This is a genomic window from Raoultella sp. T31 (genome assembly GCF_002806725.1).
Lineage (GTDB): Bacteria > Pseudomonadota > Gammaproteobacteria > Enterobacterales > Enterobacteriaceae > Klebsiella > Klebsiella electrica.
Genome location: NZ_PIBO01000052.1, coordinates 1 through 23,146, shown reverse-complemented (window position 1 = coordinate 23,146; position 23,146 = coordinate 1). Strand labels below are relative to the sequence as shown.

The following is a 23,146-nucleotide window of genomic DNA, read 5'->3' as shown; positions in this document are numbered from 1 at the left end:
CAAAGTCTGCGTCAGTTGTTGCTGACGAAAGGCGAAAAAAAACCCGATGCGATGAACGCGTCGGGCCTGAGAGCGATGATGGATACTGTCAGCCACTCAACATGGTGATAACCCGGAGTGCCTGCGTATCAGCGTTATCCTGAGCGCTGCGGATTAAACTTTCAGCCCCGCCGCGGTCATTAAAAAGCGAAAGAGCATACTGACTGCGCCCAGCGCCAGCACGCTGACGCCCCATAGTGTGACCATCCATAATAATTGCTTCAGTCGTGACTGATTCATCAATGATACCCCTCACCATGTTGGACTTTGCCGCGGAACACGTAGTAGCTCCAGAAGGTATAGCCCAGGATCACCGGAATAATGAGCAGGGCGCCCACCAGCATAAACCCCTGGCTCTGCGGCGGCGCGGCGGCCTGCCACAGCGTAATACCCGGTGGAATAATGTGCGGCCAGATACTGATCCCCAGACCGCTGAAACCGAGGAACACCAGGCCCAGCGTCAGAATAAAGGGCAGCGCGTGACGCTCAGGGTTGTGCAGATCCCGCCACAGCCAGACGCCGATCGCTACAACCAGCAGGGGAACCGGCAGCAGGAAAAAGAGGTTTGGCAGAGTGAACCAGCGGTCGGCGATGGCCGGTTGCGCCAGCGGCGTCCACAGGCTGATGACGGCGATGGTGACCAGCAGCGCCAGCAGCAGCGTCCGCGAGGTATGGCGCATTTTTTCCTGTAGCGGATTTCCGCTCTTCATCACCAGCCAGGTGGCTCCCAGCAGCGCATAGGCGATGGTCAACCCCAGACCGCAGAACAGGGTGAACGGCGTCAGCCAGTCGAGCATGCCGCCGCTGAACGTGCGGCCGCTCACCGGGAAGCCGTTAATGACCGCCCCGACAACCACCCCCTGTGAGAAGGTGGCCAGCAGCGAACCGCCAAGGAATGCGCGATCCCAGAACGGACGATGCGACGGCGTTGCCTGGAAGCGAAACTCAAACGCCACGCCGCGAAAAATCAGGCCGATTAACATTAACGTCAACGGGATCGCCAGCGCATCGATAATCACCGCATAGGCGAGGGGAAACGCGCCGAACAGCCCGGCGCCGCCAAGCACCAGCCAGGTTTCGTTGCCGTCCCAGACCGGCGCCACGCTGTTAACCATGACGTCGCGGTCTTGCGCATCGCGGGTGGTCGAGAACAAAATGCCGATCCCTAAATCGAAGCCATCCATCACGATGTACATCAGGGTGGCGAAGACGATAATGACGAACCAGATAACTGAGAGATCGATCCCCATTAGTGGGACTCCTTATGCTGAAAACCTTCTGTTGCCGCGGAGAGCGGGCGGGCCGGGGTACCGGATACCGGTGGATTGAAGGTCTGTGGTCCTTTGCGGATCAGGCGCAGCATATAGCTGTAGCCGACGCCAAATACCGAGCTATAGACGACGAAGAAAGTCAGCAGACTGATGGTCATATGCATGTCGCCGTGGGCGGAGACGGCATCAGCAGTGCGCTGTACGCCATAGACCACCCAGGGCTGGCGGCCCACTTCGGTCGTGACCCAACCGGCGAGAATGGCAATCAGCCCGGAAGGACCCATCAACAGCGCAAAGCGCAGGAAGGGTTTCGACTGATACAGACGTTTGCGGTAGCGCAGCCACAGCGCCAGCGTACCAAGCAGGATCATCAACATGCCGAGTCCGGCCATCAGGCGAAATGACCAGAACACCACGGTGGCGTTAGGACGGTCCTGCGGCGCGAATTCCTTCAGGGCAGGAACCTGTTTGTCCAGACTATGGGTCAGGATCAGGCTGCCGAGAGCCGGGATCTCCAGTCCGTAGCGGGTGCGTTCCTGCTCCATATCCGGCCAGCCGACCAGCAGCAGGGGCGTCGGTTCGCCCGGAGGGTTTTCCCAGTGTCCCTCGATGGCGGCAATTTTCGCCGGCTGATGTTTCAGGGTGTTCAGACCGTGCATATCGCCGATCATCGCCTGAACAGGGGCAACGATAAGCGTCATCCACAGCGCCATCGAAAACATCGCGCGGATCGCCGGCGTGTTGTTACCGCGCAGCAGATGCCACGCCGCCGAGGCCCCGACAAACAGCGCGCTGCTGAGAAAAGCCGCCACCGTCATATGAAACAGACGATACGGGAACGACGGGTTGAAGATAACCGCGAACCAGTCGACGGGGACCACCTGGCCGTTAACAACTTCGAACCCCTGCGGGGTCTGCATCCAGCTGTTGGAGGCGAGGATCCAGAAGGTTGAGATGATGGTGCCCAGGGCGACCATGCAGGTGGCGAAAAAGTGCATGCCGGGGCTGACGCGATTCCAGCCAAAGAGCATGACCCCGAGGAATCCCGCCTCAAGGAAGAAGGCGGTCAGGACTTCATAAGTCAGCAGCGGGCCGGTAATACTGCCGGCAAACTCGGAGAAACCGCTCCAGTTAGTGCCGAACTGGTAGGCCATCACCAGACCGGAGACGACGCCCATGCCGAAGTTAACGGCGAAAATCTTTGACCAGAAGTGGTAAAGCGAGCGCCAGACAGGATTTTTTGTCTTCAGCCACAATCCTTCCAGTACCGCCAGATAGCTGGCCAGGCCAATGGTGATGGCGGGAAAGATAATGTGGAATGAGACGGTAAAGGCGAATTGGATTCGCGCAAGGTGGAATGCATCAAGACCGAACATGCAGAACTCCGCAAGAAAATTGATTCAGCGCAATTATAGGTGCCGAATGGGTAGGGTTGCAGAGGCAGAAAGGGTGTTTTTTGTAATAACAGTTGCCTGACTGTTATGGCTTTTATCGGCTGTTAGTGAGCGATGACCTGTCGCTGTTGGTTTTCCATATAAAGCTCCGCGTCATTAAGTTGAAAGGGCCAGATTCCACGGCGCACGGCCGCGGGCGAAGAGCGCTGCCGCGCCGATTTGCGCTTCGTTACTGACATCCCACGGTGCGACAGTCGCTCCTGTCTTTATACTGCGACAGGCCGTTGCAACTGTTGATACCGACGATCGGGGCCTGTTTTTCCGTCGCGGATCGACAGTAGAGCGGGGCGGGCAGAGATATAACAGTTATTATAAACGGCTATTTTTTTATGGCTGATATACTATAGACATAAACCTGAATCGCGAGACTCCTCATGAAAAAGTATCAGCAGCTTGCGCAGCAGCTGACCGAACAGATTGCGCTCGGTGTCTGGCAACCCGGCGACCGGCTGCCTTCGCTGCGCGAGCAGGTGGTCAGCAGCGGCATGAGCTTTATGACCGTCAGCCACGCTTACCAACTGCTGGAAAGCCAGGGACGGATTATTGCCCGCCCGCAGTCCGGCTACTACGTGGCGCCAAAACCGGTCAGGCTTCGCCAGCCGCCACCGCCTGCGCAGGTGACGCGTGATGAATCGGTGGATATCAACACCTACATTTTCGAGGTACTGCAGGCCAGCCGTCGGGCTGCGATGCTGCCCTTCGCCTCGGCATTCCCCGACCCGCGGCTGTTCCCGCTCCAGCAGCTTAACCGCTCGCTGGCGCAGGTGAGCAAACACGCCACCGCCATGAGCGTGATTGAGAATTTGCCGCCGGGCAATGACGATCTGCGCCACGCGATCGCCCGCCGCTACGCGCTGCAGGGGATGAATATCTCGCCGGATGAAATCGTGATTACCGCCGGGGCCCTGGAAGCGCTGAATCTCAGCCTGCAGGCGGTGACGGAACCGGGCGACTGGGTGGTGGTGGAAAATCCCTGTTTTTACGGCGCGCTGCAGGCGCTGGAAAGGCTGCGCCTGAAAGCGCTGTCGGTGGCGACGGATGTTAAAGAGGGGATTGATTTAGCCGCGCTGGAGCAGGCGCTGCAGAGTTACCCGGTCAAGGCCTGCTGGCTGATGACCAATGGACAGAATCCGCTCGGCTTTACGCTTAGCGCGGAGAAAAAGGCGCAGCTGGTGGATCTGCTGGCTCGCTATAACGTGGTGCTGATTGAGGATGATGTCTACAGCGAACTCTATTTTGGCCGCGAAAAACCGCTCCCCGCCAAATTCTGGGACCGGCAGGAGATGACGCTGCACTGTAGTTCGTTCTCAAAATGCCTGGTGCCTGGTTTTCGTATCGGCTGGGTAGCGGCCGGTAAACATGCTCAACGGATTCAGCAGCTGCAGTTAATGAGTACGCTCTCCACCAGTTCGCCGATGCAGATGGCGTTGGTCGATTACCTCTCTACCCGGCGCTATGACGCCCACCTCCGCCGCCTGCGTCGCCAGCTTGCTGAGCGTAAACAGCAGGCCTGGCAGGCGCTGCTGCGCCATCTGCCCGCTGAGGTGAAAATCCATCACAGCGACAGCGGTTACTTTTTGTGGCTCGAACTGCCGGAAGGGGCCGATGCCGGAGAGCTGAGCGCCCGGGCCTTGCGAGATAATATCAGTATTGCGCCCGGGAAGATGTTCTCTATCACCGCCAGCTGGACGTCATTTTTCCGTTTTAATACCGCGTGGGGCTGGGGAGAAAGAGAAGAGCAGGGGGTTAAACGACTCGGCGAACTTATTCGTGAGCAGCTGAGCTGAAACGCTGATTGTTTTATCTACGGCCAAACCGCCGCGGATAAAATAACTAAATAGTATTATCAAACCCGGCCGGTTAATAATTTACCGGCCCTGGTCATAGGAAATACGCATAGCCGTATCCTGCCTCTAACTCCTTGTCTATAATCTATATTGTTGTCAGGTATTCATCGATTTTTGTGGAATGCGCCCCTTGTCACAACCTGAATAAATTTCTCCAGGGGGCGTAAGTGCGCCGTCTATGGTTATTAAGGGAGATATTTTTACGGCACGGCTGCCGCTAATTTTATTGTGACAGGAGTAACACCCGATGAGCAAAAAAATTGCCCGTGGCAGCCTCTATGCGCTGGGGATGGCTATCCTGACGGCGCAGGCCGCTGAGCCGCCCGCTTCACTGGATAAAGGCGAAGGCCGGCTTGATATTATCGCCTGGCCGGGCTATATCGAGCGCGGCCAGACGGATAAAAACTATGACTGGGTGAGCCAGTTTGAAAAAGAGAGCGGATGTCAGGTGAACGTGAAAACGGCCGCCACGTCCGATGAGATGGTCAGCCTGATGGCGAAAGGCGGGTATGACCTGGTCACCGCCTCGGGTGATGCCTCGCTGCGCTTAATTATGGGCAAGCGGGTACAGCCCATTAATACGGCGCTGATCGGCAACTGGTCTACCCTCGATCCCCGCGTTGAAAAAGGTGCCTGGTTTAACGTCGGCGGTAAAGTCTACGGCACCCCGTACCAGTGGGGACCCAACCTGCTGATGTACAACACTAAAATATTCCCGACGCCGCCGGACAGCTGGAACGTGGTCTTTGTGGAGCAGAAACTCTCCGATGGTAAAAGTAATCAAGGGCGCGTCCAGGCCTACGACGGCCCTATCTATATTGCCGATGCGGCGCTGTTCGTGAAAGCAACCCAGCCGCAGCTGGGCATTACCGACCCCTACCAACTGACCGAAGCCCAGTATCAGGCGGTACTGAAGGTGCTGCGCGCGCAGCATGGGCTAATCCACCGCTACTGGCATGATACCACCGTTCAGATGAGCGACTTCAAAAACGAAGGCGTGGTGGCCTCCAGCGCCTGGCCATATCAGGCCAACGGCTTAAAAGCCGACGGCCAGCCGATAGCCACCGTCTTTCCGAAAGAGGGCGTCACCGGCTGGGCGGATACCACAATGTTACATAGCGACGCCAGACACCCGGTGTGCGCCTATAAATGGATGAACTGGTCGCTGACGCCGAAGGTACAGGGCGATGTGGCGGCGTGGTTCGGCTCGTTGCCGGTGGTACCGCAAGGCTGTAAGGCGAGTACGCTACTGGGTGACAAAGGGTGCGAAACCAATGGCTACAACGAGTTCTCTAAAATTGCATTCTGGAAAACGCCGGTGGCCGAAGGGGGGAAATATGTGCCCTATAGCCGCTGGACGCAGGACTATATCGCGATTATGGGCGGCCGGTAATCGGCCGGAGGCAGAACATGACGTACGCGGTAGAGTTTCACAATGTCTCTCGTTTCTATGGTGACGTTCGCGCGGTGGACGGCGTCAACATGGGGATCCGTGATGGCGAATTTTTCTCCATGCTGGGGCCATCCGGCTCCGGCAAAACCACCTGCCTGCGGCTGATTGCCGGATTCGAACAGCTCTCCGGCGGGGCGATTGCCATTTACGGTCACAAGGCCAGCGAGCTGCCGCCGTGGCAGCGCGATGTGAATACCGTCTTTCAGGACTATGCGCTGTTTCCGCATATGTCGATCCTCGATAACGTGGCCTACGGGCTGATGGTCAAAGGTATCGGCAAAAAGGAGCGCCATTTTCGCGCGCAGGAGGCGCTGGAAAAGGTGGCACTCGGGTTTGTGCACACCCGCAAACCGTCGCAGCTCTCCGGCGGACAGCGGCAGCGGGTGGCGATTGCCCGCGCTTTAGTGAATGAACCGCGGGTGCTGCTGCTTGATGAGCCGCTTGGCGCGCTGGACTTAAAGCTGCGCGAACAGATGCAGGTCGAGCTGAAAAAACTTCAGCAGACGCTGGGGATCACCTTTATCTTCGTCACCCACGATCAGGGCGAAGCGCTGTCGATGTCCGATCGGGTGGCGGTCTTTAATAACGGGCGTATCGAGCAGATTGATGCCCCGCACGACCTCTACCTGCGTCCGAAAACCGCGTTTGTTGCCGGGTTTGTTGGTACCGCTAACGTATTTGATAGCGAGCTTGCCGCCCGCCTGTGCGGGATGCGCGGGGTCTGGTCGCTGCGCCCGGAACATATTCGTCTCGACAGTGGCGGAGAAGTGCAGGTTCAGGGCGTGGTGCAGGCGGTCCAGTACCAGGGGGCCGCGACGCGTATCGAACTGAAGCTGGCGAATGGTGATAAGCTGCTGGTCAGCCAGGCGAACAGCGATGGCGGGATGGTATCCCGCGCGCCGCAGACCGGACAGACGGTGCTGGCTTCGTGGTCACGTTCGGCGATGGTGCCTTTGGAACAAGGGGGCTGAGATGACGATGGTCATTCCGCGCGCGCCGTCCGGGCGTCTGTCCGGACTCTTCTGGCGCAGGCCATCGCTGGGCCTGTTTTTACTCCTGCTTGGCCCGTTGATGTGGTTCGGCATCGTCTATCTGGGGTCGCTGCTGACATTGCTGTGGCAAAGCGTCTACACCTTTGATGATTTCACCATGTCGGTCACCACCGATCTGACGCTCGCCAATCTCAAAGCGCTGTTTAATCCGGCGAACTACGACATCATTGTCCGCACGCTGGTGATGGCGCTGGCGGTGACGGTGGCCAGCGCGGTGCTGGCTTTGCCGATATCGTGGTATATGGCCCGCTATACCCGCGGCAAAATGAAAGCGTTCTTCTATATTGCCGTCATGCTGCCCATGTGGGCGAGCTATATCGTAAAGGCCTACGCCTGGACGCTACTGCTGGCGAAAGATGGCGTGGCGCAGTGGTTTCTCGGGCATCTCGGGCTGGAGGGAGTGTTAAACCTGGTGCTGACGATTCCGGCGGTCGGCGGAAATACGCTGTCGACCTCGGGCCTCGGCCGTTTTCTGGTGTTCGTCTATATCTGGCTGCCGTTTATGATCCTGCCGGTACAGGCGGCGCTGGAACGTTTGCCGCCTTCGCTGCTACAGGCTTCCGCCGATCTCGGCGCCCGCCCGCGGCAGACCTTCCGTTACGTGGTGTTGCCGCTGGCGATACCCGGCATTGCCGCCGGGTCGATTTTTACTTTCTCCCTGACGCTGGGGGACTTTATCGTACCGCAACTGGTGGGGCCGCCCGGCTTCTTTATTGGCAATATGGTCTATTCCCAGCAGGGGGCTATCGGCAACATGCCGATGGCGGCCGCGTTTACCCTGGTGCCGATTGTGCTGATTGCCCTCTATCTGGCGTTCGTGAAGCGCCTGGGAGCGTTCGATGCACTCTGAACGGGCACCGTTGTTGCTGAAAGTGGCCACCTGGGGCGGGGTGGTATTCCTCCATTTTCCGCTGCTGATTATCGCGCTGTATGCCTTCAATACCGAAGATGCAGCCTTTAGCTTTCCGCCTCAGGGCCTGACGCTGCGCTGGTTCAGCGAGGCGGCGGGGCGCAGCGATATTATCGATGCCGTGACGTTGTCACTTAAAATCGCCGCGCTGTCGACGGCGATTGCGTTGGTACTTGGCACGTTGGCTGCAGGCGCATTATGGCGCAGTACGTTTTTTGGTAAAAACGCCGTATCGCTCCTGCTGCTGTTGCCGATCGCGCTGCCGGGGATTATCACCGGACTGGCGCTGCTGACGGCCTTTAAGTCCGTCAATCTGGAACCTGGCCTGCTCACTATCGTCGTGGGGCATGCCACGTTTTGCGTGGTGGTGGTGTTCAACAATGTCATCGCCCGTTTTCGCCGGACGTCGTGGAGTCTGGTGGAGGCATCAATGGACTTAGGCGCGACGGGCTGGCAGACCTTTCGCTACGTCGTGCTGCCGAATCTGGGTTCGGCGCTGCTGGCGGGGGGAATGCTGGCCTTCGCCTTATCGTTTGATGAAATTATCGTCACCACGTTTACCGCCGGGCATGAGCGTACTTTGCCGCTGTGGTTGTTAAACCAACTGGGGCGCCCGCGCGATGTGCCGGTAACCAACGTGGTTGCACTGCTGGTGATGCTGGTGACGACGATACCCATTTTGGGCGCCTGGTGGCTAACCCGTGATAGCGACATGAGCGCTGAAAACAGTAAATAATTCATTTCTACAGGATAATGCTATGCAACATAACCTTTTGATTAACGGTGAGTTAGTGGCGGGTGAAGGCGAAATGGTGCCGGTATTCAATCCTGCTAATGGTGAAGTCATTCTGCAGATTGCGGAAGCCTCGGAGGCCCAGGTCAACGCGGCGGTTGAGGCGGCGGATCGGGCCTTTGTCAGCTGGGGCCAGACGACGCCGAAAACCCGCGCCGAGACTCTGTTAAAGCTGGCGGAGGCGATTACCGACCACGCTGAAGAGCTAGCGAAGCTGGAATCCTTAAACTGCGGCAAACCCCTGCACTGCGTGATAAACGACGAGCTGCCCGCCGTTGCCGACGTGTTTCGCTTTTTTGCCGGCGCGGCGCGTTGCCTGCCGGGCATGGCGGCGGGCGAATACCTGGAAGGGCACACCTCGATGATTCGCCGGGATCCGGTTGGCGTGGTGGCCTCTATCGCGCCGTGGAACTATCCGTTAATGATGGCGGCGTGGAAGCTGGCGCCAGCGCTGGCGGCCGGCAACTGCGTGGTCATCAAACCGTCAGAGATTACGCCGCTGACCGCGCTGAAGCTGGCGGAGCTGGCCAGGGATATTCTCCCCGCCGGCGTGCTGAACGTGCTGTTTGGTCGCGGCAAAAGCGTAGGCGATCCGTTGACCGGTCATCCGAAAGTGCGCATGGTGTCGCTCACCGGGTCGATTGCCACCGGCGCCCACATTATCGGCCATACCGCCTCGTCGATAAAACGCACGCACATGGAGCTGGGTGGCAAAGCACCGGTGATCGTGTTTGACGATGCGGATATCGCTGCCGTTGTGGAAGGGGTGAGAACCTTCGGTTTTTATAATGCCGGTCAGGATTGCACCGCCGCCTGTCGCATTTATGCCCAGCAGGGGATCTACGATCGGCTGGTGGAGAAGCTGGGCGCGGCCGTGGCCACGCTGAAAATGGGCCAGCCGGACGACCCGTCCACCGAACTGGGGCCGCTGAGTTCGCAGGCGCATCTCGAGCGGGTCAGCGCGGCCGTTGAGGCTGCCCGCGCGTTACCGCATATCCAGGTGGTGACCGGCGGAAGCCAGGCGGCAGGTAAGGGATATTTCTATCAGCCGACGCTGCTGGCTGGCGCAAAGCAGAATGATGATATTGTTCAGCGCGAGGTGTTTGGCCCGGTGGTCAGCGTGACGTCGTTCAGCGATGAAGATCAGGTGCTGGCATGGGCCAATGACTCGCAGTACGGGCTGGCTTCGTCGGTATGGACCCGCGATGTGGGCAGGGCTCATCGCCTGAGCGCGCGTCTGCAGTACGGCTGCACCTGGGTCAATACCCACTTTATGCTGGTCAGCGAGATGCCGCACGGTGGGCAGAAGCTCTCCGGCTATGGTAAGGACATGTCGATGTACGGTCTGGAAGACTACACCGTCGTGCGCCATGTGATGATCAAACACTAATACTCAGGTAAGCGGTTGTAATGTATTTATATTCCGACCGCTTACTTGTGGGGCATAGATAGGGGATTGAAAGCAAAATTAGTGTTCAGGAGAGCAAGCCGCTCGTTGTTTTGTTCCGACACCCACTTTCCGTAAACGTTGAAAACCATCTGGCCATTCGTATGCTCTGGCTGGCTGGCTGGCTGGCTGGCTGGCTGGCTGGCTGGCTGGCTGGCTGGCTGGCATGCAAATGTATGACGGGAGTCATTCCATCACTCCTCCATCATCCACATATCCGCCTCTTCAAACATCTCTTGTACAACCCGGCTGATTTGCTCCTTTTCGTGTTTGCTGGCATCCGTATTGATCGCGGGTAAGGTCGTCATCGGTTTTACGCATACGTCGGCATCGGGAAAAATTCTATGAATACGCTGAGTTAATTCTGCCGTAATGGTCTCCTTTGCCCCGTTCAGCCCTTCAAAGTTTCTCTTGTCATAAATCAGTTCCACAAACATTTCTCGCCCTCTTTACTGGATATAATTACAGTATATATACTGTATGCATGACCAGTGTCAACATGAGAGGGGGCATTATGAAGTTTTATACACCGACTGAGATCCGCGAAGTCCTTTTCATTCCGCTATTTAGCGACCCGGTGCCGTGTGGTTTTCCCAGCCCGGCGCAGGATTATGTTGAGCAACGTATCGACCTCAACGCGTTGTTGATCAGTCACCCCAGCGCGACGTATTTCGTTAAGGCCGCCGGAGACAGCATGATCGAGGGCGGTATCAGCGAGGGCGATCTCCTTGTCGTCGACAGTTCGCGTAAAGCGGAGCATGGCAATATTGTGATCGCCTCCGTAGCAGGGGATTTTACCGTCAAAAAGCTGCAGTTGCGGCCGACGGTGCAGCTTAACCCAATGAACAGCGCCTATTCCCCGATTATCATCGGGAGCGAAGATACGTTAGATGTGTTCGGTGTCGTCACGTACATCATCAAGTCCGCAGGCTGAACAATGTTCGCGCTATGTGATGTGAACTCGTTTTACGCGAGTTGTGAGACGGTCTTTCGACCCGATTTGAAAGGGCGACCGGTGGTTGTCCTTTCGAATAACGATGGCTGTGTGATAGCACACTCTGCGGAGGCAAAGAAATTTGTGAAAATGGGGGCGCCGTTTTTCAAACAGCAGGATATTTTCCGCCAGCACGGCGTCATCTGTTTCAGCAGTAATTACGAGCTATACGCGGACATGTCGAACCGGGTCATGACAACGTTAGAGGAGCTTTTGCCGCGGTGCGAAATTTACAGTATCGATGAAGCCTTTTGCGACCTGACTGGCGTGCGTAACTGTCGTGACCTGACCGATTTTGGCCGGGAGATACGCGAAACGGTACGGCGAAGGACGCATCTCACCGTGGGTATCGGTATCGCTCAGACTAAAACCCTCGCAAAGCTGGCCAACCACGCGGCGAAGAAGTGGCAGCAGCAAACGGGCGGGGTGGTGGACCTGTCCAATATCGACAAACAGCGTAAGTTGATGGCTGTACTGCAAATTGATGAAGTCTGGGGCGTCGGGCGCCGCATCAGTAAAAAACTGGAAGCCATGGGCATCAAAACGGTACTTCAGCTGGCGGATACCGATATCCGCTTTATCCGGAAGCATTTCAATGTGGTGCTGGAGCGCACGGTGCGCGAGTTGCGCGGCGAGCCATGTCTTGGCCTCGAAGAGTTTACCCCGGAAAAACAGGAGATCGTCTGTAGCCGTTCGTTCGGCGGCCGCATTACGGAATATCATGAGATGCGGCAGGCGATATGCAGCTATGCATCGCGCGCAGCGGAAAAACTCCGCAGTGAGCATCAGTACTGCCGGTTTATCTCGGCATTTGTCAAAACCAGCCCATTTGCGCTGAATAAGCCCTATTACAGCAACAACGCATCGGTAAAACTACTGACCCCGACCCAGGATAGTCGGGACATCATCGCTGCGGCCAGCAGGTGCCTCGATGGCATCTGGAAAGATGGACACCGTTATCAAAAAGCGGGTGTGATGCTCTGCGACTTCTACAGCCAGGGCGTGGCCCAGTTGAACCTGTTCGACGACAATGCGCCACGAAAGAACAGTGAAAAGCTGATGGCGGTTCTGGATCATCTCAATGCCAAAAACGGCAGAGGATCTCTGTACTTTGCCGGACAAGGGATACAGGCGGGATGGCAGATGAAAAGGAACATGATATCTCCACGTTATACGACACGGTATAGCGACTTGCTGCAGGTCAGGTGAACGCTGACTGTCAAAATTTTTTGCCCGGCAGCCATGCAAGGAGGTTATGAGCGAGTTGCAACGCTCTCCCTGCGGGCAAGTCCATAGCCGTGCCAAAGCTATGCCTCGGCGACGGTGGTAGCGCGGTCACAAGCTTGTTACGGATGAGATAATCACCTTTTTCATACATTAGCCTGCTAATAGTCGCAATGGCAGTTATTGCTAAAACAGAGGCGGCGAAATATGAGAGGATTCTTATGCCCCTTCAAGAGCTAAGCCAGAATGAGTGCCGGAGATAAGCGCCGGGTGGGGCGCGTAACATGCCGTTCAGCGCGGACAAACAGAGACATCACCCTGATTAATATCTGTCGCTGCCAGCAAGTGACAAGAAAACCCCTGTTTTGAGTACAGGGGTTTTTTGTTCGTGCGCGCCAAACGTCGAGACAATAACTGAGAGAAAAGTGAAGGCAGACCGCGACGATCTATTTTCCATATAAATTGTAATGTTATTTATCGCGTATGAAGCCGCAGTGAGCAAAAGGTTTTCTGGCGCATGCGTATGCTGTTGTCAGCAGCGCGTAGTTCTATCGCTTTGATTTTTTAGTTGGTAACCCAGACTGGCGACGGTCGCGAATGTAAGAAACCAGATTATACGCTGCAATTACCAGCAACAGCAGTGCCACAATAAGCACAATAATTCCAGACATATACCACCCCAAAATAAATGAGTAACAGAAAAAATCAAAAATATGTAATTAAGAACGTAATTTCTAAAAGATGGTAACGCAAATAATATTTACTGATAAGTGCATTGTCAGCCAGTACTGAAAATACAGTCTGTATTTAATTTTGATTGTAAAACAATGTATTACGGTGTTTTTTTTGCTTGCTTTGTGGTTGGTTTCTTAAATACTCTGCGCATTTTTAGTCAACTTGTGGGCGGTTGTTTTATTATGCGTTATTAATTCTCCGTGGGATTTATGCTGCTTTTTAGGTTTGTTCTTATACACTATTTTTATTATCCATCGAATCTTCGTAACATCATGTCAGGTATCAGGCATTTATTTCCTTTGTCATTTCACCTGATCAGATTGTTTCTATAGGGATAAATGACGGCCACTTGTTCATATTGTCCAATAACCTGCTGCGGTTAAAGATGGAGAATGAAAAGGGAGCGGCAGGGACATTGTTTGAACCACGCTATTGCGTGGAACAAAAGTTAAAAAAAACTGCCTGGCCGCGGCGGCCAGGGGGAAAAGGCGGTTGAGGTTTGACTTTACCGGCTGGCTCATGCGAACATTTGTTATAGTTTGTTACTTTGACGTTGATCTTGTTTTGAAAAAGATAGCTTTTTTTCTGCCAGTGGCCTGCGCCACGGCAATTCTGTACGGTCATTTACCCGCCCAGCGTATTAGTCTTTGTGAACAGCAGGGGGTCAGCGAGCCCATCTGTATGGCGGCTGAGTGGGATAATGAAAGAATTAATCTGCTGCCCGGCTATAACCCTGAGAATATAAAGGCTATTGCTGTGCTACAGGCGCAGAGCCGCGCGGATAACACCGTCGCGATTAAATCGTAAAAAAGCAGCCCACGGAGGCTGCTTTTTTAGGTCTCTTTGCTGAATAAAATCAGTAAAACCAACCAAAACGAACAGATAACAGGCTGATAAGCGCGAAAGCTACGCCGACATTAATCAGAATTACGGTTTTGCTGGAAACATCCATAACGCCACCTTTATGAGTAAGCCTCTACATGTATAGTACGGGGAGAAAGGAAGTGCTATCAGACAAGGATGAATTGGTTGTTTTCCGCTGATTAAGCGCGCGATTCGTTGTGTGATTTTGCGGGCTGTGTCGCACTCCTTGTGCCGCTCATCTCCGTATCATAATGGGGCTTATCAGGGAAGGAAGAATAATGACCTTATACCAGAAAATGCTGGTTTTTTATGCAGTTATGGGATGTATTTGTGCGATCATCAGCTGGTTTCTGACCAAAGAAAGTCGTTTGATTCGCCTGCTGGCCGCGCTGCTGATCGGGGCCACCTGGCCATTTAGCTTTCCGATGGCGCTACTGATCTCTTTATTCTGACAGCATAAAGCGATGGCAACCGTCACTGTTTTACTGTATAAAAATACAGTAATCATGGGCGGAGCAACCTGATGAATAGCTATTTTTCCTTATTCGCTGGCGCTAACGTGCGCTGGTTCGATTTCCCTGGGTACGGCGACCCGCTGGTCTTTATTCACGGGCTGGGTTGCGCGTCCTCTTATGACTATCTACGCGTGGTGACCGATCCGGCTTTTCCCGGGCAGCGGGTTTTGCTGATCGACCTGCCTGGTTTTGGCTATAGCGGTAAGCCTGACTCCTTTGGCTACGGTACCAGTGAGCAGGCGCGGGTTGTTGTGGAACTGCTTGACAGTCTGCAACTGACCCGCTGCTCTCTGTTCGGGCATAGCATGGGCGGCAGTATTGCCATTGAAACCGCTGAGCTTCTGGGCCACCGCGTCCAGGCTCTGCTGGTCTCTGAACCCAATCTTTATGCCGGTGGCGGCATGTACAGTCGGGCTATCGCCGCCCAGTCGGAAGCCGGGTTTATCGCGCAGGGCTTCGCCGATCTGCTGGCGGCAGAAACGTCTCCCTGGGCCGGGTGCCTGCAAAACAGTGCCCCCAGAGCCGTATGGCGAGGGGCCCGCAGCCTGGTTGACGGGGTGTCGCCGTCCTGGTTCGCGCGCTTTCAGCAATTATCCTGTCGCAAGGCGCTGATCTATGGCGAATTGTCGCTCCCGGCTCAGGAAGCCGACGACGTCGCCGCCGCCGGTATTCCGCTGCTGGTAGTGCCGGATGAGGGCCACTCTATGGCCTGGGAGAATCCCGTTGCGCTGGCCGATTGCATGGCGCAATTTTTCGCCCCCGCTCAGGCAAACGCCTCGATATCACCGTAGTGAAGCGTTTGCCTGTCCGCGTCCGATGGCAAGCGACCCTATGTGGCATGCCGATGGCGATCGCTTGCAGTGGGAACCGCGTTATCTGCTGGCCTGAACGCTAAAACGGTAGTTCGCGCGGGGTGGTCTGCAATGTCATCCAGCGTAGCTCGGTAAACTCAGCAATGCCTGCGCGGCCGCCAAAGCGTCCGTAGCCGGAGGCTTTACAGCCGCCAAACGGCATCTGCGCTTCATCGTGTACGGTAGGGCCATTAATGTGGCAAATGCCGGTTTGTAACCCCTGGGCTACGTTCCACGCCCGGGCGGTGTCGCGGCTGTAGACCGCCGAAGAGAGCCCGTATTCACTGTCGTTGGCTACCGCCAGCGCTTCCTGCTCGCCGTGTACCCGAATAATGGCTTTTACCGGACCGAAGGATTCTTCCTGCCATATCCGCATGCTGCGGGTTACCCCATCAAGCAGCGTGGCGCGCATCTGCGTGGTGTCGGCTTTACCTCCGGTTAAAAGGCGGGCCCCTTTTGCCAGCGCGTCATCAATGAGTTCATTGCAGCGCGTGACGGTTTTCATATCGACAACCGGTCCCATCAGCCCGGCAGGCAGCGTTGCCGCGCGGCGGCTGAGCAGGGCGATAAAAGCGTCGGCTATTGATTCGTCGACGATAATGCGCTCGGTTGACATACAGATCTGTCCGGCGTTAGCGAATGCGCCAAAGAGGGCGCCAGCCGCCGCTTGCTCGAGATCGGCATCGTCGAGGACCAGTAGCGGCGCTTTGCCGCCAAGTTCCAGCACCGCCGGTTTCAGATACTGCCCGCAGGTGCGGGCGATAATGCGTCCGACCGGCGTGGAGCCAGTAAAGTTAACGCGGCGCACCGCCGGATGGGCGATAAGCGTCTCCACCAGCGCGGGCGCATCCGCCGGCGCGCAGGTGAGATAGTTCACGACGCCGTCCGGTAATCCGGCCGCCGCCAGCGCATCAATAATCAGCGCCTGACTGGCGGGCGACATTTCCGCCCCTTTGAGGATCACCGTATTCCCACAGGCGAGCGGCGTCGCAATCGCGCGAGTAGCGAGGATCAGCGGCGCATTCCACGGCGCCATTGCCAGTACCACGCCAGCCCCCTGACGGACGGCCATCGCCAGATTACCCGGGACATTCGACGGAATAATCTGCCCCTCAATCTGGGTGGTAAGGGCGGCGGCTTCACGCAAAATGTCGGCGGCCAGATGGACGTTAAAGCCCGCCCAGTGTGCCGTCGCACCTGTCTCCGCCGACATGGCGGCGATGAATTTTGCTTCACGACGCTGCATTTGTTCCGCCGCCTCCAGCAGCAGGCGACGGCGCTCGGCGGGGGCGGTGTCGCGCCATTGCGGGAAGGCGGCAGCGGCGGCTTCGACGCTGTGCCGGGCATCGGCCAGGCTCGCAGCCGCTGCGATGGACACGGGCTGTTCGCTGAGTGGATTAGTGCGGGTAAAGGTGGCCTGGCCTTCAGCATCATGCCACTGGCCACGGGTATATAAGTTGCAGGTTATTGTCATGGGAAAACCTCGTTGTACTGCGTTCTGCGGTTTTCCGAGTGTATCGGGCGCCGGGGCCGCGTGGGGCAGGCAGGGCGGTTATCGCACGTTTTTTTTCTGGTTTTATAAGCAGTTCACAACTTCAGCAGGCTGACCCGCTCTGGAGAATAAATCGGCAAAAAAAGCGCTTTCAGCATAACCTGATAGCGATTGATTATTTGCTGGTTGAATGCTGTTGTGTTGTTATTAGAACACTTATAACAAATTGATAAGGTTTATAACCATGTCTACCAGGAAAACGCTGATTGCGCTGGCGTTAAGCACCTTGCTGCCAGCCGGAGCCGCGTGGGCGGCCGGTAACGATACGCTGGTCTATTGCTCCGAAGCATCGCCGGAATCATTTAACCCGCAGATTGCCAGCTCCGGACCTTCTTTCGTCGCCAGCTCCCAGGTGCTCTACAACCGTCTGATTACCTTTGATCCGGTGAAAAATACGCCGATTCCTTCACTGGCGACTGACTGGACCGTTTCCCCGGATGGTAAAACCTGGACTTTCACGCTGCGCAAAGGCGTTCAGTTCAACAGCAATAAATATTTTAAACCGACCCGCGATTTTAACGCGGATGACGTGATCTTCTCGGTCCTGCGGCAGAAGGATGCGAATCATCCATATCATAAAGTCTCGCAGGGTAATTATGAGTATTTCCACGACGTCGGGCTGGATAAGCTGATTAAAGAGGTGAAAAAGGTCGACGATTATCATGTCCAGTTCGTACTGACGGAACCGAATGCCGCCTTCCTCGCCGACTGGGGAATGGATTTTGCCTCAATACTGTCGGCGGAATACGCCGATGCGATGATGAAGAAAGGCACGCCGGAGTATGTTGATACCTGGCCTGTCGGCACCGGCCCGTATGCGCTTCAGCAGTATAAAGTCGATTCGCTAATCCGTTACATTGCCAACCCGCATTACTGGGAAGGTGACGTGCCGACAAAACATCTGATCTTCTCCATCACCCCGAATGTCGAGACCCGTCTGGCGAAGCTGCAAACCAACGAATGTCAGATTATCCCGGCACCGTCGCCGGTACAGTTCGCCGTTATCAAGGGCAATAAAGATCTGGCGCTGCATGCTGTTGAAGCGCTGAACGTCGGCTATCTGGCGTTTAATACCGAGAAAAAACCGTTTGATAATGTGCTGGTCCGTCAGGCGCTGAACTACGCCACCGACAAACAGGCCATCGTCAACGCGGTGTTTATGGATTCTGGCGCGGTGGCCAAATCTCCGCTGCCGGCAAATATGCTCGGTTATAAGAAAGATCTGCCGGATTACGACTACGATCCGCAAAAGGCCAAAGCGCTGCTGAAGCAGGCCGGGCTGGAAAAAGGGGCAGAGGTGACCTTGTGGTCGATGCCGGTACAGCGCCCCTACAACCCCAACTCGCGGCGCATTGCCGAAATGATTCAGAACGACTGGAGCAAAGTGGGCATCAAGGCCAAAATCGTCACCTATGAATGGGGTGAATATCTCTCCGGCATGCGCAAAGGTGAACACGACAGCGCCCTGTTTGGCTGGATGTCGGACAATGGCGACCCGGACAACTTCGCCGGCACATTGCTGAGCTGCGATAATATCAAGACCGGTTCCAACGTTGCCCGCTGGTGCGATAAGTCATATGACGCGCTGGTTAAAAAAGCGATTCTGGTCAGCGATCCGCAGCAACGCGCCAAACTGTATGGTCAGGCGCAAGAGATCTTTTATCAGCAGGCGCCATGGATTACCCTCGCGACCGGGAAAACCTTCTACGCCACGCGCAGCAACGTCAGCGGCTATAGCGTGAGCCTGATGGGTAGCGATTTTTCGAAAGTTAAATTGAACTAAGCCGGGGGGAGCATACATGGCACATCTGGATGACGTTATCGCCCGCGTCGACGCGGCGATTGCCGAGGGGGTGATTACTCACATGAACGAACTACTGGTGGCGCTGAGTGACGATGCTGAGCTGACCCGCGACGAGCGTTTTACCCAGCAGCAGCGTTTACGGACCACGATTGCCCATCACGGCCGTCAGCAGCATGAAGAGCAGGAAGCACGCCGCGAGCAGTTGAACAAAGGCGGCGCCATTCTCTGATATTGCGCGCTAAAACTGGCGTCTGGCAACCAGCCAGGCGCCCGCCACCAGCATGACTGCGCCGCACAGCGGCCCCAGCAACGCCCGCCACGCCACGCCGTGAGCGCGAATAATATCCATCGCTAATCCTCCCACCAGTTGACTGGCAACCAGTACCGCAATGGTGGTGGCCGCGCCAACGTTCTGATAACCGCTGATGCTGGCGAAGACAAAAAACGACCCCAGCAATCCGGGAATCAGCGTCCACCATTGTATGTTGAGCGCCAGCTCCTGAAAGCCTGCCGCACCGTGTCGCAGGAGCAGGATGGTAACGAAAATCACCATTCCGACCAGTGAGTTCAGCAGCATCGCAATGAGTATTGTCGAGGCGGACTGCGTAATACGTACCATCAGCGTATTTTGTACGACCAGTCCGACGCCTGCGGCAATCAGACAGGCGAGGGTCAAAGAAGCGTTCATGCGCTGGCATCCGGATCGCGACGATCGTCGAGCTGGAGCTGCATAAAGGTCAGATCCAGCCAGCGGCCAAATTTTGTGCCGACCTGCGGCATCTGCCCGCTGATCACAAATCCGAGCGTTTCGTGCAGATGCAAAGAGGCCTGGTTTTGCGCTTCGATACCGGCCACCATGACATGCTTGTTCAGGCGACGGGCTTCTTTAATCAGCGCCACCAGCAGGCTGCGGCCTAATCCTTTACCCTGATGATCGGGGTGGACGTAGACCGAATGCTCGACGGTATGGCGAAAGCCATCAAAGGCGCGCCAGTCGCCAAACGAAGAGTAGCCGGTGACGACGCCGTTTTCTTCGCTCACCAGAACCGGGTAGCCTGCCAGCTGACGTGCTTCAAACCAGGCGATGCGATTATCGGTATCGACGGTTTTGTCATTCCAGATGGCGGCGGTATGCAGCACCGCGTGGTTGTAAATTTCGGCAATCGCCGCGCAATCTTCTTTGCTGGCATAACGAATGGTCATAGCAAACCTCAACTCAATCTCTGTACACTATAGTAGTACGATATTATTACAATAATGTACGCGATGCTGCCATCTGTTTTCGCAAGAAATTTATCATGGCCGGTGGTTGCCAGGCAGATGCAGCGAGGCCGTCGCCCCTCAGGAGACGGCGCAGGTGTCGCCTTGTCGGGGATTGATTCATACACTATAGTACTACGCTATGAATACTATTGAAGACAATATGAATCAGCGCATTAGCGCCCGTATCCGCATTGAACGCGAATCTCGCGGCTGGTCACTCAGCGAACTGGCCGAACGCGCCGGTGCCTCACGCGCGATGATCCACAAGATCGAACGCGGCGAGAGCAGCCCGACGGCGTCGATGCTGGGGCGGCTTTCCGGCGCGTTCGGGATCAGTATGTCGACGCTGATCGCCCGCGCGGAGATGCAGGAAGGCAAACTGCTGCGCTTTGCCCAGCAGCCGGTATGGCGCGATCCGCAAAGCCACTATTTACGGCGTCATGTTTCGCCGCGCAGCGATCTGCCCATTGATCTGGTGCAGGTAGAGCTGCCGGCGGGCAGCGATGTGTCGATGCCCGCCTCCTCCTACGCGCTGGCGCGTCAGCTTATCTGGCTGCAACAGGGGGAGCTGGTTTTTGTCGAGGGCGCGACCCGGCATGAGATGCGGGCCGGCGATTGCCTTGAGCTGGGGCCGCCTGACGACTGCCGTTTTATCAATGAGTCCAGCGCATCGTGCACCTATCTGGTCGTGCGCTTAAATCAATCTGCCTCATAATGCCAATGTGCGCGGCAGCAATTGCGACTAGCCTCATTACAGGTCTTAAACAAGAGGAGTTTGTTATGGCTTTTCATCCACAACGTCACCGCCGCTGGGTGCTGGCCTCTCGCCCGCACGGCGAGCCGACGGGGGATAATTTCCGTCTGGAAGAGAGCGATGCCCCGACGCCCGGTCCCGGGCAGGTGCTTCTGCGCACGGTTTATCTTTCGTTAGACCCCTACATGCGCGGACGCATGAGCGACGCGCCGTCCTACTCGCCGCCGGTTGCCATCGGTGCCGTGATGGTCGGCGGAACGGTGAGTCGCGTTGAAGCGTCTGACCATGCTGACTTTAAAGCGGGAGAGTGGGTGCTGAACTACGGCGGCTGGCAGGATTTTGAACTCTCCGATGGCAACGGGCTGGTCAAGCTGGGCGAGCATCCGCAACACCCCTCGTGGGCGCTCGGTATCCTTGGGATGCCTGGTTTTACAGCCTATATGGGGCTGCTGGATATCGGCCAGCCGAAGGCGGGAGAAACGCTGGTCGTGGCCGCGGCTACCGGTCCGGTTGGCGGCACGGTCGGCCAGATCGCGAAACTGAAAGGCTGTCGCACGGTGGGAATTGCCGGGGGCAGCGAGAAGTGCCGTTATGCGGTCGAAACCCTTGGGTTTGATATCTGCCTCGATCATCATGCCGTTGACTTTGCCAGCCAGCTGGCCGAGGCCTGCCCGCAGGGTATTGATATCTACTACGAAAACGTCGGCGGCAAGGTGTTTGATGCCGTACTGCCGCTGCTCAACACCTCGGCGCGGGTTCCGCTGTGCGGCCTGGTCAGTGGCTATAATGCGACCGGCCTGCCGGAAGGCCCGGATCGTCTGCCGCTATTGATGGCGACGCTGCTGAAAAAACGTATCCGCATGCAGGGCTTTATCATCGGCCAGGATTACGGGCATCGTATTGCCGAGTTCCAGGCGGAGATGGGGCGCTGGGTACAGGAAGGTAAAATCAAATACCGCGAGCAGCTTGTCGATGGCCTGGAACAGGCGCCCAATGCGCTGATTGGCCTGCTGAAGGGGGAAAACTTCGGTAAAGTGGTGGTGCGCGTCTCCCCGGACGATTAATCAATATTACCCCGGCAGTTCGGCATATGCCGGGGCTTGCCCGTTGATTCAGCGGTCATCGCCAGGAAAAGCACAGCGCGTGCTTTTCCTGGGAACAGAGCCAGCAGGCTCTCCGTCAGCCATAAAACGCCAGCCGCTCGGCTAACAAATCCACGAACCCTTGTCTGTCGACATCCAGCAGGAGCGTCGTATTTGGCGGATTGCCGGTCAGGAAATAATAATCGACCACCGTCATCCCCTGGGTATATTTTCCCTGTGTTTCCACGCCCACCCAGCGTTCAATGCTGGTGAACAGCTCCGGCTTCAACAGCCAGGCGATAGTACAAGGATCGTGCAGCGGCGCGCCGACAAAGCCCCATTTCTCGTCTCTGTGGTATGCCATAAAGAAATCGAGCAGCCCGGCAACGATCGTCGCCACCGGGTTGCCCGGCTGGCGAAAACGCGCGATATCCTGATCATGGATCTGCGCTTTATGTGTCACGTCCAGCCCGGCCATGACTATCGGGATGCCGGACTGAAAGACGATCTCCGCCGCTTCCGGGTCGACGTAGATATTAAACTCGGCGGCGGGCTGCCAGTTGCCCAACCCCATCGCGCCGCCCATCAGGACAATGCGGGCAATCTTGTCATGCAGTTCCGGGTGGCTGTTGAGCAGCAGGGCAACGTTGGTTTGCGGGCCGGTCGCGACAAGGGTTATTGGCTGCGGGCTTGTGCGTAACGTGCTCGCCATCAGTTCGACGGCGGTGCAGGTCTGCGGCGCAAAATCAGGCTCCGGCAGCGCCGGGCCATCGAGCCCGCTTTCGCCGTGAACGTTATCGGCGATGATCAGCTCCCGCATCAGCGGTTTGCGCGCGCCGCCGGCCACCGGAATATCCTGCCGTCCCAGTAGCGTCAGCATACGCAGCACGTTGCGCAGGGTTTTGTCCGGTGTCTGGTTGCCCGCGGAGGCGGTGATCGCTTTGACGTCAAGTTCGGGTGAGGCGAGGGCGAGAACCATCGCGATGGCGTCATCATGACCGGGATCGCAATCGAGAATGATCGGCAGTGCCATAGCAGCTCCTTGTTGGCGGTTATTTGTGACAAGAGTAACGCTCGGGAGCACAACAGACGAGAAAGGATAAAACAAAGCGTGAAGTAAGCCGCAATAAGACGGGAGTGAGAGCGTTTCCCCGGTGGCGCTGGGCTTGCCGGGCCGACAATTGATGCCGGGCCGTAGCCCGGGCAAGGGAGGTATCCCGCCGCCCGGGAACCTCTCCCCGG

The 23,146-nt window shown here is 56.5% G+C and carries 25 protein-coding genes; 15 read left to right on the top strand and 10 right to left on the bottom strand.

Going from position 1 to position 23,146, the window contains the following annotated elements:
- Positions 1 to 153: 153 nt before the first annotated feature.
- Genes CWM52_RS23680 through CWM52_RS23670 form a run of 3 tightly spaced genes read right to left on the bottom strand, consistent with a single transcriptional unit; the run spans position 154 to position 2,686 of the window.
- Positions 154 to 279 carry a DUF2474 domain-containing protein gene (locus CWM52_RS23680; RefSeq protein WP_100686324.1) on the bottom strand — a complete coding sequence of 42 codons (126 nt, stop codon included), beginning with the start codon at positions 277 to 279 and terminating at the stop codon, positions 154 to 156.
- Positions 279 to 1,289, bottom strand: a complete 1,011-nt coding sequence (gene cydB / locus CWM52_RS23675) for a cytochrome d ubiquinol oxidase subunit II (protein WP_100686323.1) — start codon at positions 1,287 to 1,289, stop codon at positions 279 to 281. The genes CWM52_RS23680 and cydB overlap by 1 nt, the downstream gene beginning before the upstream one ends.
- Positions 1,289 to 2,686 carry a cytochrome ubiquinol oxidase subunit I gene (locus CWM52_RS23670; protein WP_100686322.1) on the bottom strand — a complete coding sequence of 466 codons (1,398 nt, stop codon included), beginning with the start codon at positions 2,684 to 2,686 and terminating at the stop codon, positions 1,289 to 1,291. The genes cydB and CWM52_RS23670 overlap by 1 nt, the downstream gene beginning before the upstream one ends.
- Before the next feature lie 452 nt (positions 2,687 to 3,138).
- Between CWM52_RS23670 and CWM52_RS23665 the strand changes: the two genes are divergently transcribed.
- The 6 genes from CWM52_RS23665 to patD all read left to right on the top strand — a co-directional run bounded on the left by CWM52_RS23665 (position 3,139) and on the right by patD (position 10,209).
- Positions 3,139 to 4,551, top strand: coding sequence for a PLP-dependent aminotransferase family protein (locus tag CWM52_RS23665; protein ID WP_100686321.1), 1,413 nt, complete (start codon positions 3,139 to 3,141; stop codon positions 4,549 to 4,551).
- 307 nt (positions 4,552 to 4,858) lie between these two features.
- Entirely contained in the window at positions 4,859 to 6,004 is a 1,146-nt protein-coding gene (gene ydcS, locus CWM52_RS23660) for a putative ABC transporter substrate-binding protein YdcS (RefSeq protein ID WP_100686320.1), read from the top strand.
- A gap of 17 nt (positions 6,005 to 6,021) precedes the next feature.
- A complete protein-coding gene (locus CWM52_RS23655; RefSeq protein ID WP_100686319.1) occupies positions 6,022 to 7,035 on the top strand; it encodes an ABC transporter ATP-binding protein in 1,014 nt (337 codons plus the stop codon).
- A gap of 1 nt (position 7,036) precedes the next feature.
- Positions 7,037 to 7,966, top strand: a complete 930-nt coding sequence (locus tag CWM52_RS23650) for an ABC transporter permease (RefSeq protein WP_100686318.1) — start codon at positions 7,037 to 7,039, stop codon at positions 7,964 to 7,966.
- A complete protein-coding gene (locus CWM52_RS23645) occupies positions 7,956 to 8,762 on the top strand; it encodes an ABC transporter permease (RefSeq protein ID WP_100686317.1) in 807 nt (268 codons plus the stop codon). The genes CWM52_RS23650 and CWM52_RS23645 overlap by 11 nt, the downstream gene beginning before the upstream one ends.
- Before the next feature lie 22 nt (positions 8,763 to 8,784).
- Positions 8,785 to 10,209 carry an aminobutyraldehyde dehydrogenase gene (patD, locus tag CWM52_RS23640; RefSeq protein WP_100686316.1) on the top strand — a complete coding sequence of 475 codons (1,425 nt, stop codon included), beginning with the start codon at positions 8,785 to 8,787 and terminating at the stop codon, positions 10,207 to 10,209.
- 251 nt (positions 10,210 to 10,460) lie between these two features.
- Here the strand turns inward: patD and CWM52_RS23635 are convergent, their stop codons facing one another.
- Positions 10,461 to 10,703 (bottom strand): DinI-like family protein, encoded by a 243-nt coding sequence (locus tag CWM52_RS23635; RefSeq protein WP_100686315.1) that lies wholly within the window; start codon positions 10,701 to 10,703, stop codon positions 10,461 to 10,463.
- A gap of 77 nt (positions 10,704 to 10,780) precedes the next feature.
- Between CWM52_RS23635 and CWM52_RS23630 the strand changes: the two genes are divergently transcribed.
- Both CWM52_RS23630 and CWM52_RS23625 read left to right on the top strand, forming a co-directional pair.
- A complete protein-coding gene (locus CWM52_RS23630; protein WP_100686314.1) occupies positions 10,781 to 11,200 on the top strand; it encodes a translesion error-prone DNA polymerase V autoproteolytic subunit in 420 nt (139 codons plus the stop codon).
- Positions 11,201 to 11,203: 3 nt separating this feature from the next.
- Entirely contained in the window at positions 11,204 to 12,469 is a 1,266-nt protein-coding gene (locus CWM52_RS23625) for a Y-family DNA polymerase (protein WP_100686313.1), read from the top strand.
- A gap of 563 nt (positions 12,470 to 13,032) precedes the next feature.
- Here the strand turns inward: CWM52_RS23625 and CWM52_RS26425 are convergent.
- The gene (locus CWM52_RS26425; protein ID WP_086816685.1) at positions 13,033 to 13,155 is read right to left on the bottom strand and encodes a small membrane protein; all 123 of its coding nucleotides are present in this window, start codon (positions 13,153 to 13,155) and stop codon (positions 13,033 to 13,035) included.
- Positions 13,156 to 13,711: 556 nt separating this feature from the next.
- On the opposite strand from CWM52_RS26425, the gene CWM52_RS23620 reads away from it, so the two are divergent.
- Entirely contained in the window at positions 13,712 to 14,026 is a 315-nt protein-coding gene (locus CWM52_RS23620; protein ID WP_227521335.1) for a hypothetical protein, read from the top strand.
- A gap of 49 nt (positions 14,027 to 14,075) precedes the next feature.
- Here CWM52_RS23620 and yncL read toward each other — a convergent pair whose 3' ends face one another.
- Positions 14,076 to 14,171 carry a stress response membrane protein YncL gene (gene yncL / locus CWM52_RS23615; RefSeq protein WP_064610873.1) on the bottom strand — a complete coding sequence of 32 codons (96 nt, stop codon included), beginning with the start codon at positions 14,169 to 14,171 and terminating at the stop codon, positions 14,076 to 14,078.
- A 190-nt stretch (positions 14,172 to 14,361) separates the two neighbouring features.
- Here yncL and CWM52_RS23610 point away from each other — a divergent pair, with 190 nt between their 5' ends.
- Together CWM52_RS23610 and CWM52_RS23605 are read left to right on the top strand one after the other, a co-directional pair.
- The gene (locus CWM52_RS23610) at positions 14,362 to 14,535 is read left to right on the top strand and encodes a GhoT/OrtT family toxin (protein ID WP_100686312.1); all 174 of its coding nucleotides are present in this window, start codon (positions 14,362 to 14,364) and stop codon (positions 14,533 to 14,535) included.
- A gap of 71 nt (positions 14,536 to 14,606) precedes the next feature.
- The gene (locus tag CWM52_RS23605) at positions 14,607 to 15,389 is read left to right on the top strand and encodes an alpha/beta fold hydrolase (RefSeq protein WP_100686311.1); all 783 of its coding nucleotides are present in this window, start codon (positions 14,607 to 14,609) and stop codon (positions 15,387 to 15,389) included.
- A 100-nt stretch (positions 15,390 to 15,489) separates the two neighbouring features.
- Here the strand turns inward: CWM52_RS23605 and CWM52_RS23600 are convergent, their stop codons facing one another.
- Positions 15,490 to 16,923, bottom strand: coding sequence for an aldehyde dehydrogenase (locus CWM52_RS23600; RefSeq protein WP_100686310.1), 1,434 nt, complete (start codon positions 16,921 to 16,923; stop codon positions 15,490 to 15,492).
- Between the two features lie 262 nt (positions 16,924 to 17,185).
- Here CWM52_RS23600 and CWM52_RS23595 point away from each other — a divergent pair, with 262 nt between their 5' ends.
- The gene (locus CWM52_RS23595) at positions 17,186 to 18,784 is read left to right on the top strand and encodes an ABC transporter substrate-binding protein (protein WP_100686309.1); all 1,599 of its coding nucleotides are present in this window, start codon (positions 17,186 to 17,188) and stop codon (positions 18,782 to 18,784) included.
- 16 nt (positions 18,785 to 18,800) lie between these two features.
- Positions 18,801 to 19,034, top strand: a complete 234-nt coding sequence (locus CWM52_RS23590; protein ID WP_100686308.1) for a YdcY family protein — start codon at positions 18,801 to 18,803, stop codon at positions 19,032 to 19,034.
- A 9-nt stretch (positions 19,035 to 19,043) separates the two neighbouring features.
- On the opposite strand, the gene CWM52_RS23585 is transcribed toward CWM52_RS23590, so the two are convergent.
- Positions 19,044 to 19,493, bottom strand: a complete 450-nt coding sequence (locus CWM52_RS23585; protein ID WP_100686307.1) for a DMT family transporter — start codon at positions 19,491 to 19,493, stop codon at positions 19,044 to 19,046.
- Positions 19,490 to 20,008, bottom strand: a complete 519-nt coding sequence (locus CWM52_RS23580; RefSeq protein ID WP_100686306.1) for a GNAT family N-acetyltransferase — start codon at positions 20,006 to 20,008, stop codon at positions 19,490 to 19,492. The genes CWM52_RS23585 and CWM52_RS23580 overlap by 4 nt, the downstream gene beginning before the upstream one ends.
- Positions 20,009 to 20,207: 199 nt before the next feature.
- Here CWM52_RS23580 and CWM52_RS23575 point away from each other — a divergent pair, with 199 nt between their 5' ends.
- Positions 20,208 to 20,783 (top strand): helix-turn-helix domain-containing protein, encoded by a 576-nt coding sequence (locus CWM52_RS23575; RefSeq protein WP_100686305.1) that lies wholly within the window; start codon positions 20,208 to 20,210, stop codon positions 20,781 to 20,783.
- A 65-nt stretch (positions 20,784 to 20,848) separates the two neighbouring features.
- The gene (locus CWM52_RS23570; protein WP_100686304.1) at positions 20,849 to 21,886 is read left to right on the top strand and encodes an NADP-dependent oxidoreductase; all 1,038 of its coding nucleotides are present in this window, start codon (positions 20,849 to 20,851) and stop codon (positions 21,884 to 21,886) included.
- Between the two features lie 115 nt (positions 21,887 to 22,001).
- Here the strand turns inward: CWM52_RS23570 and rihA are convergent, their stop codons facing one another.
- The gene (gene rihA / locus CWM52_RS23565) at positions 22,002 to 22,937 is read right to left on the bottom strand and encodes a pyrimidine-specific ribonucleoside hydrolase RihA (RefSeq protein ID WP_100686303.1); all 936 of its coding nucleotides are present in this window, start codon (positions 22,935 to 22,937) and stop codon (positions 22,002 to 22,004) included.
- Positions 22,938 to 23,146: the final 209 nt, after the last annotated feature.

Coding starts and splice junctions, on each gene's coding strand:
- CWM52_RS23595 (WP_100686309.1), top strand. CDS start 17,186: ATGTCTACCAGGAAAACGCTGATTGCGCTGGCGTTAAGCACCTTGCTG.
- CWM52_RS23650 (WP_100686318.1), top strand. CDS start 7,037: ATGACGATGGTCATTCCGCGCGCGCCGTCCGGGCGTCTGTCCGGACTC.
- CWM52_RS23625 (WP_100686313.1), top strand. CDS start 11,204: ATGTTCGCGCTATGTGATGTGAACTCGTTTTACGCGAGTTGTGAGACG.
- CWM52_RS23680 (WP_100686324.1), bottom strand. CDS start 279: ATGAATCAGTCACGACTGAAGCAATTATTATGGATGGTCACACTATGG.
- yncL (WP_064610873.1), bottom strand. CDS start 14,171: ATGGATGTTTCCAGCAAAACCGTAATTCTGATTAATGTCGGCGTAGCT.
- CWM52_RS23590 (WP_100686308.1), top strand. CDS start 18,801: ATGGCACATCTGGATGACGTTATCGCCCGCGTCGACGCGGCGATTGCC.
- CWM52_RS26425 (WP_086816685.1), bottom strand. CDS start 13,155: ATGTCTGGAATTATTGTGCTTATTGTGGCACTGCTGTTGCTGGTAATT.
- CWM52_RS23600 (WP_100686310.1), bottom strand. CDS start 16,923: ATGACAATAACCTGCAACTTATATACCCGTGGCCAGTGGCATGATGCT.
- CWM52_RS23635 (WP_100686315.1), bottom strand. CDS start 10,703: ATGTTTGTGGAACTGATTTATGACAAGAGAAACTTTGAAGGGCTGAAC.
- CWM52_RS23575 (WP_100686305.1), top strand. CDS start 20,208: ATGAATACTATTGAAGACAATATGAATCAGCGCATTAGCGCCCGTATC.
- CWM52_RS23605 (WP_100686311.1), top strand. CDS start 14,607: ATGAATAGCTATTTTTCCTTATTCGCTGGCGCTAACGTGCGCTGGTTC.
- patD (WP_100686316.1), top strand. CDS start 8,785: ATGCAACATAACCTTTTGATTAACGGTGAGTTAGTGGCGGGTGAAGGC.
- cydB (WP_100686323.1), bottom strand. CDS start 1,289: ATGGGGATCGATCTCTCAGTTATCTGGTTCGTCATTATCGTCTTCGCC.
- CWM52_RS23580 (WP_100686306.1), bottom strand. CDS start 20,008: ATGACCATTCGTTATGCCAGCAAAGAAGATTGCGCGGCGATTGCCGAA.
- CWM52_RS23585 (WP_100686307.1), bottom strand. CDS start 19,493: ATGAACGCTTCTTTGACCCTCGCCTGTCTGATTGCCGCAGGCGTCGGA.
- CWM52_RS23670 (WP_100686322.1), bottom strand. CDS start 2,686: ATGTTCGGTCTTGATGCATTCCACCTTGCGCGAATCCAATTCGCCTTT.
- CWM52_RS23655 (WP_100686319.1), top strand. CDS start 6,022: ATGACGTACGCGGTAGAGTTTCACAATGTCTCTCGTTTCTATGGTGAC.
- ydcS (WP_100686320.1), top strand. CDS start 4,859: ATGAGCAAAAAAATTGCCCGTGGCAGCCTCTATGCGCTGGGGATGGCT.
- CWM52_RS23570 (WP_100686304.1), top strand. CDS start 20,849: ATGGCTTTTCATCCACAACGTCACCGCCGCTGGGTGCTGGCCTCTCGC.
- CWM52_RS23610 (WP_100686312.1), top strand. CDS start 14,362: ATGACCTTATACCAGAAAATGCTGGTTTTTTATGCAGTTATGGGATGT.
- CWM52_RS23665 (WP_100686321.1), top strand. CDS start 3,139: ATGAAAAAGTATCAGCAGCTTGCGCAGCAGCTGACCGAACAGATTGCG.
- CWM52_RS23630 (WP_100686314.1), top strand. CDS start 10,781: ATGAAGTTTTATACACCGACTGAGATCCGCGAAGTCCTTTTCATTCCG.
- rihA (WP_100686303.1), bottom strand. CDS start 22,937: ATGGCACTGCCGATCATTCTCGATTGCGATCCCGGTCATGATGACGCC.
- CWM52_RS23645 (WP_100686317.1), top strand. CDS start 7,956: ATGCACTCTGAACGGGCACCGTTGTTGCTGAAAGTGGCCACCTGGGGC.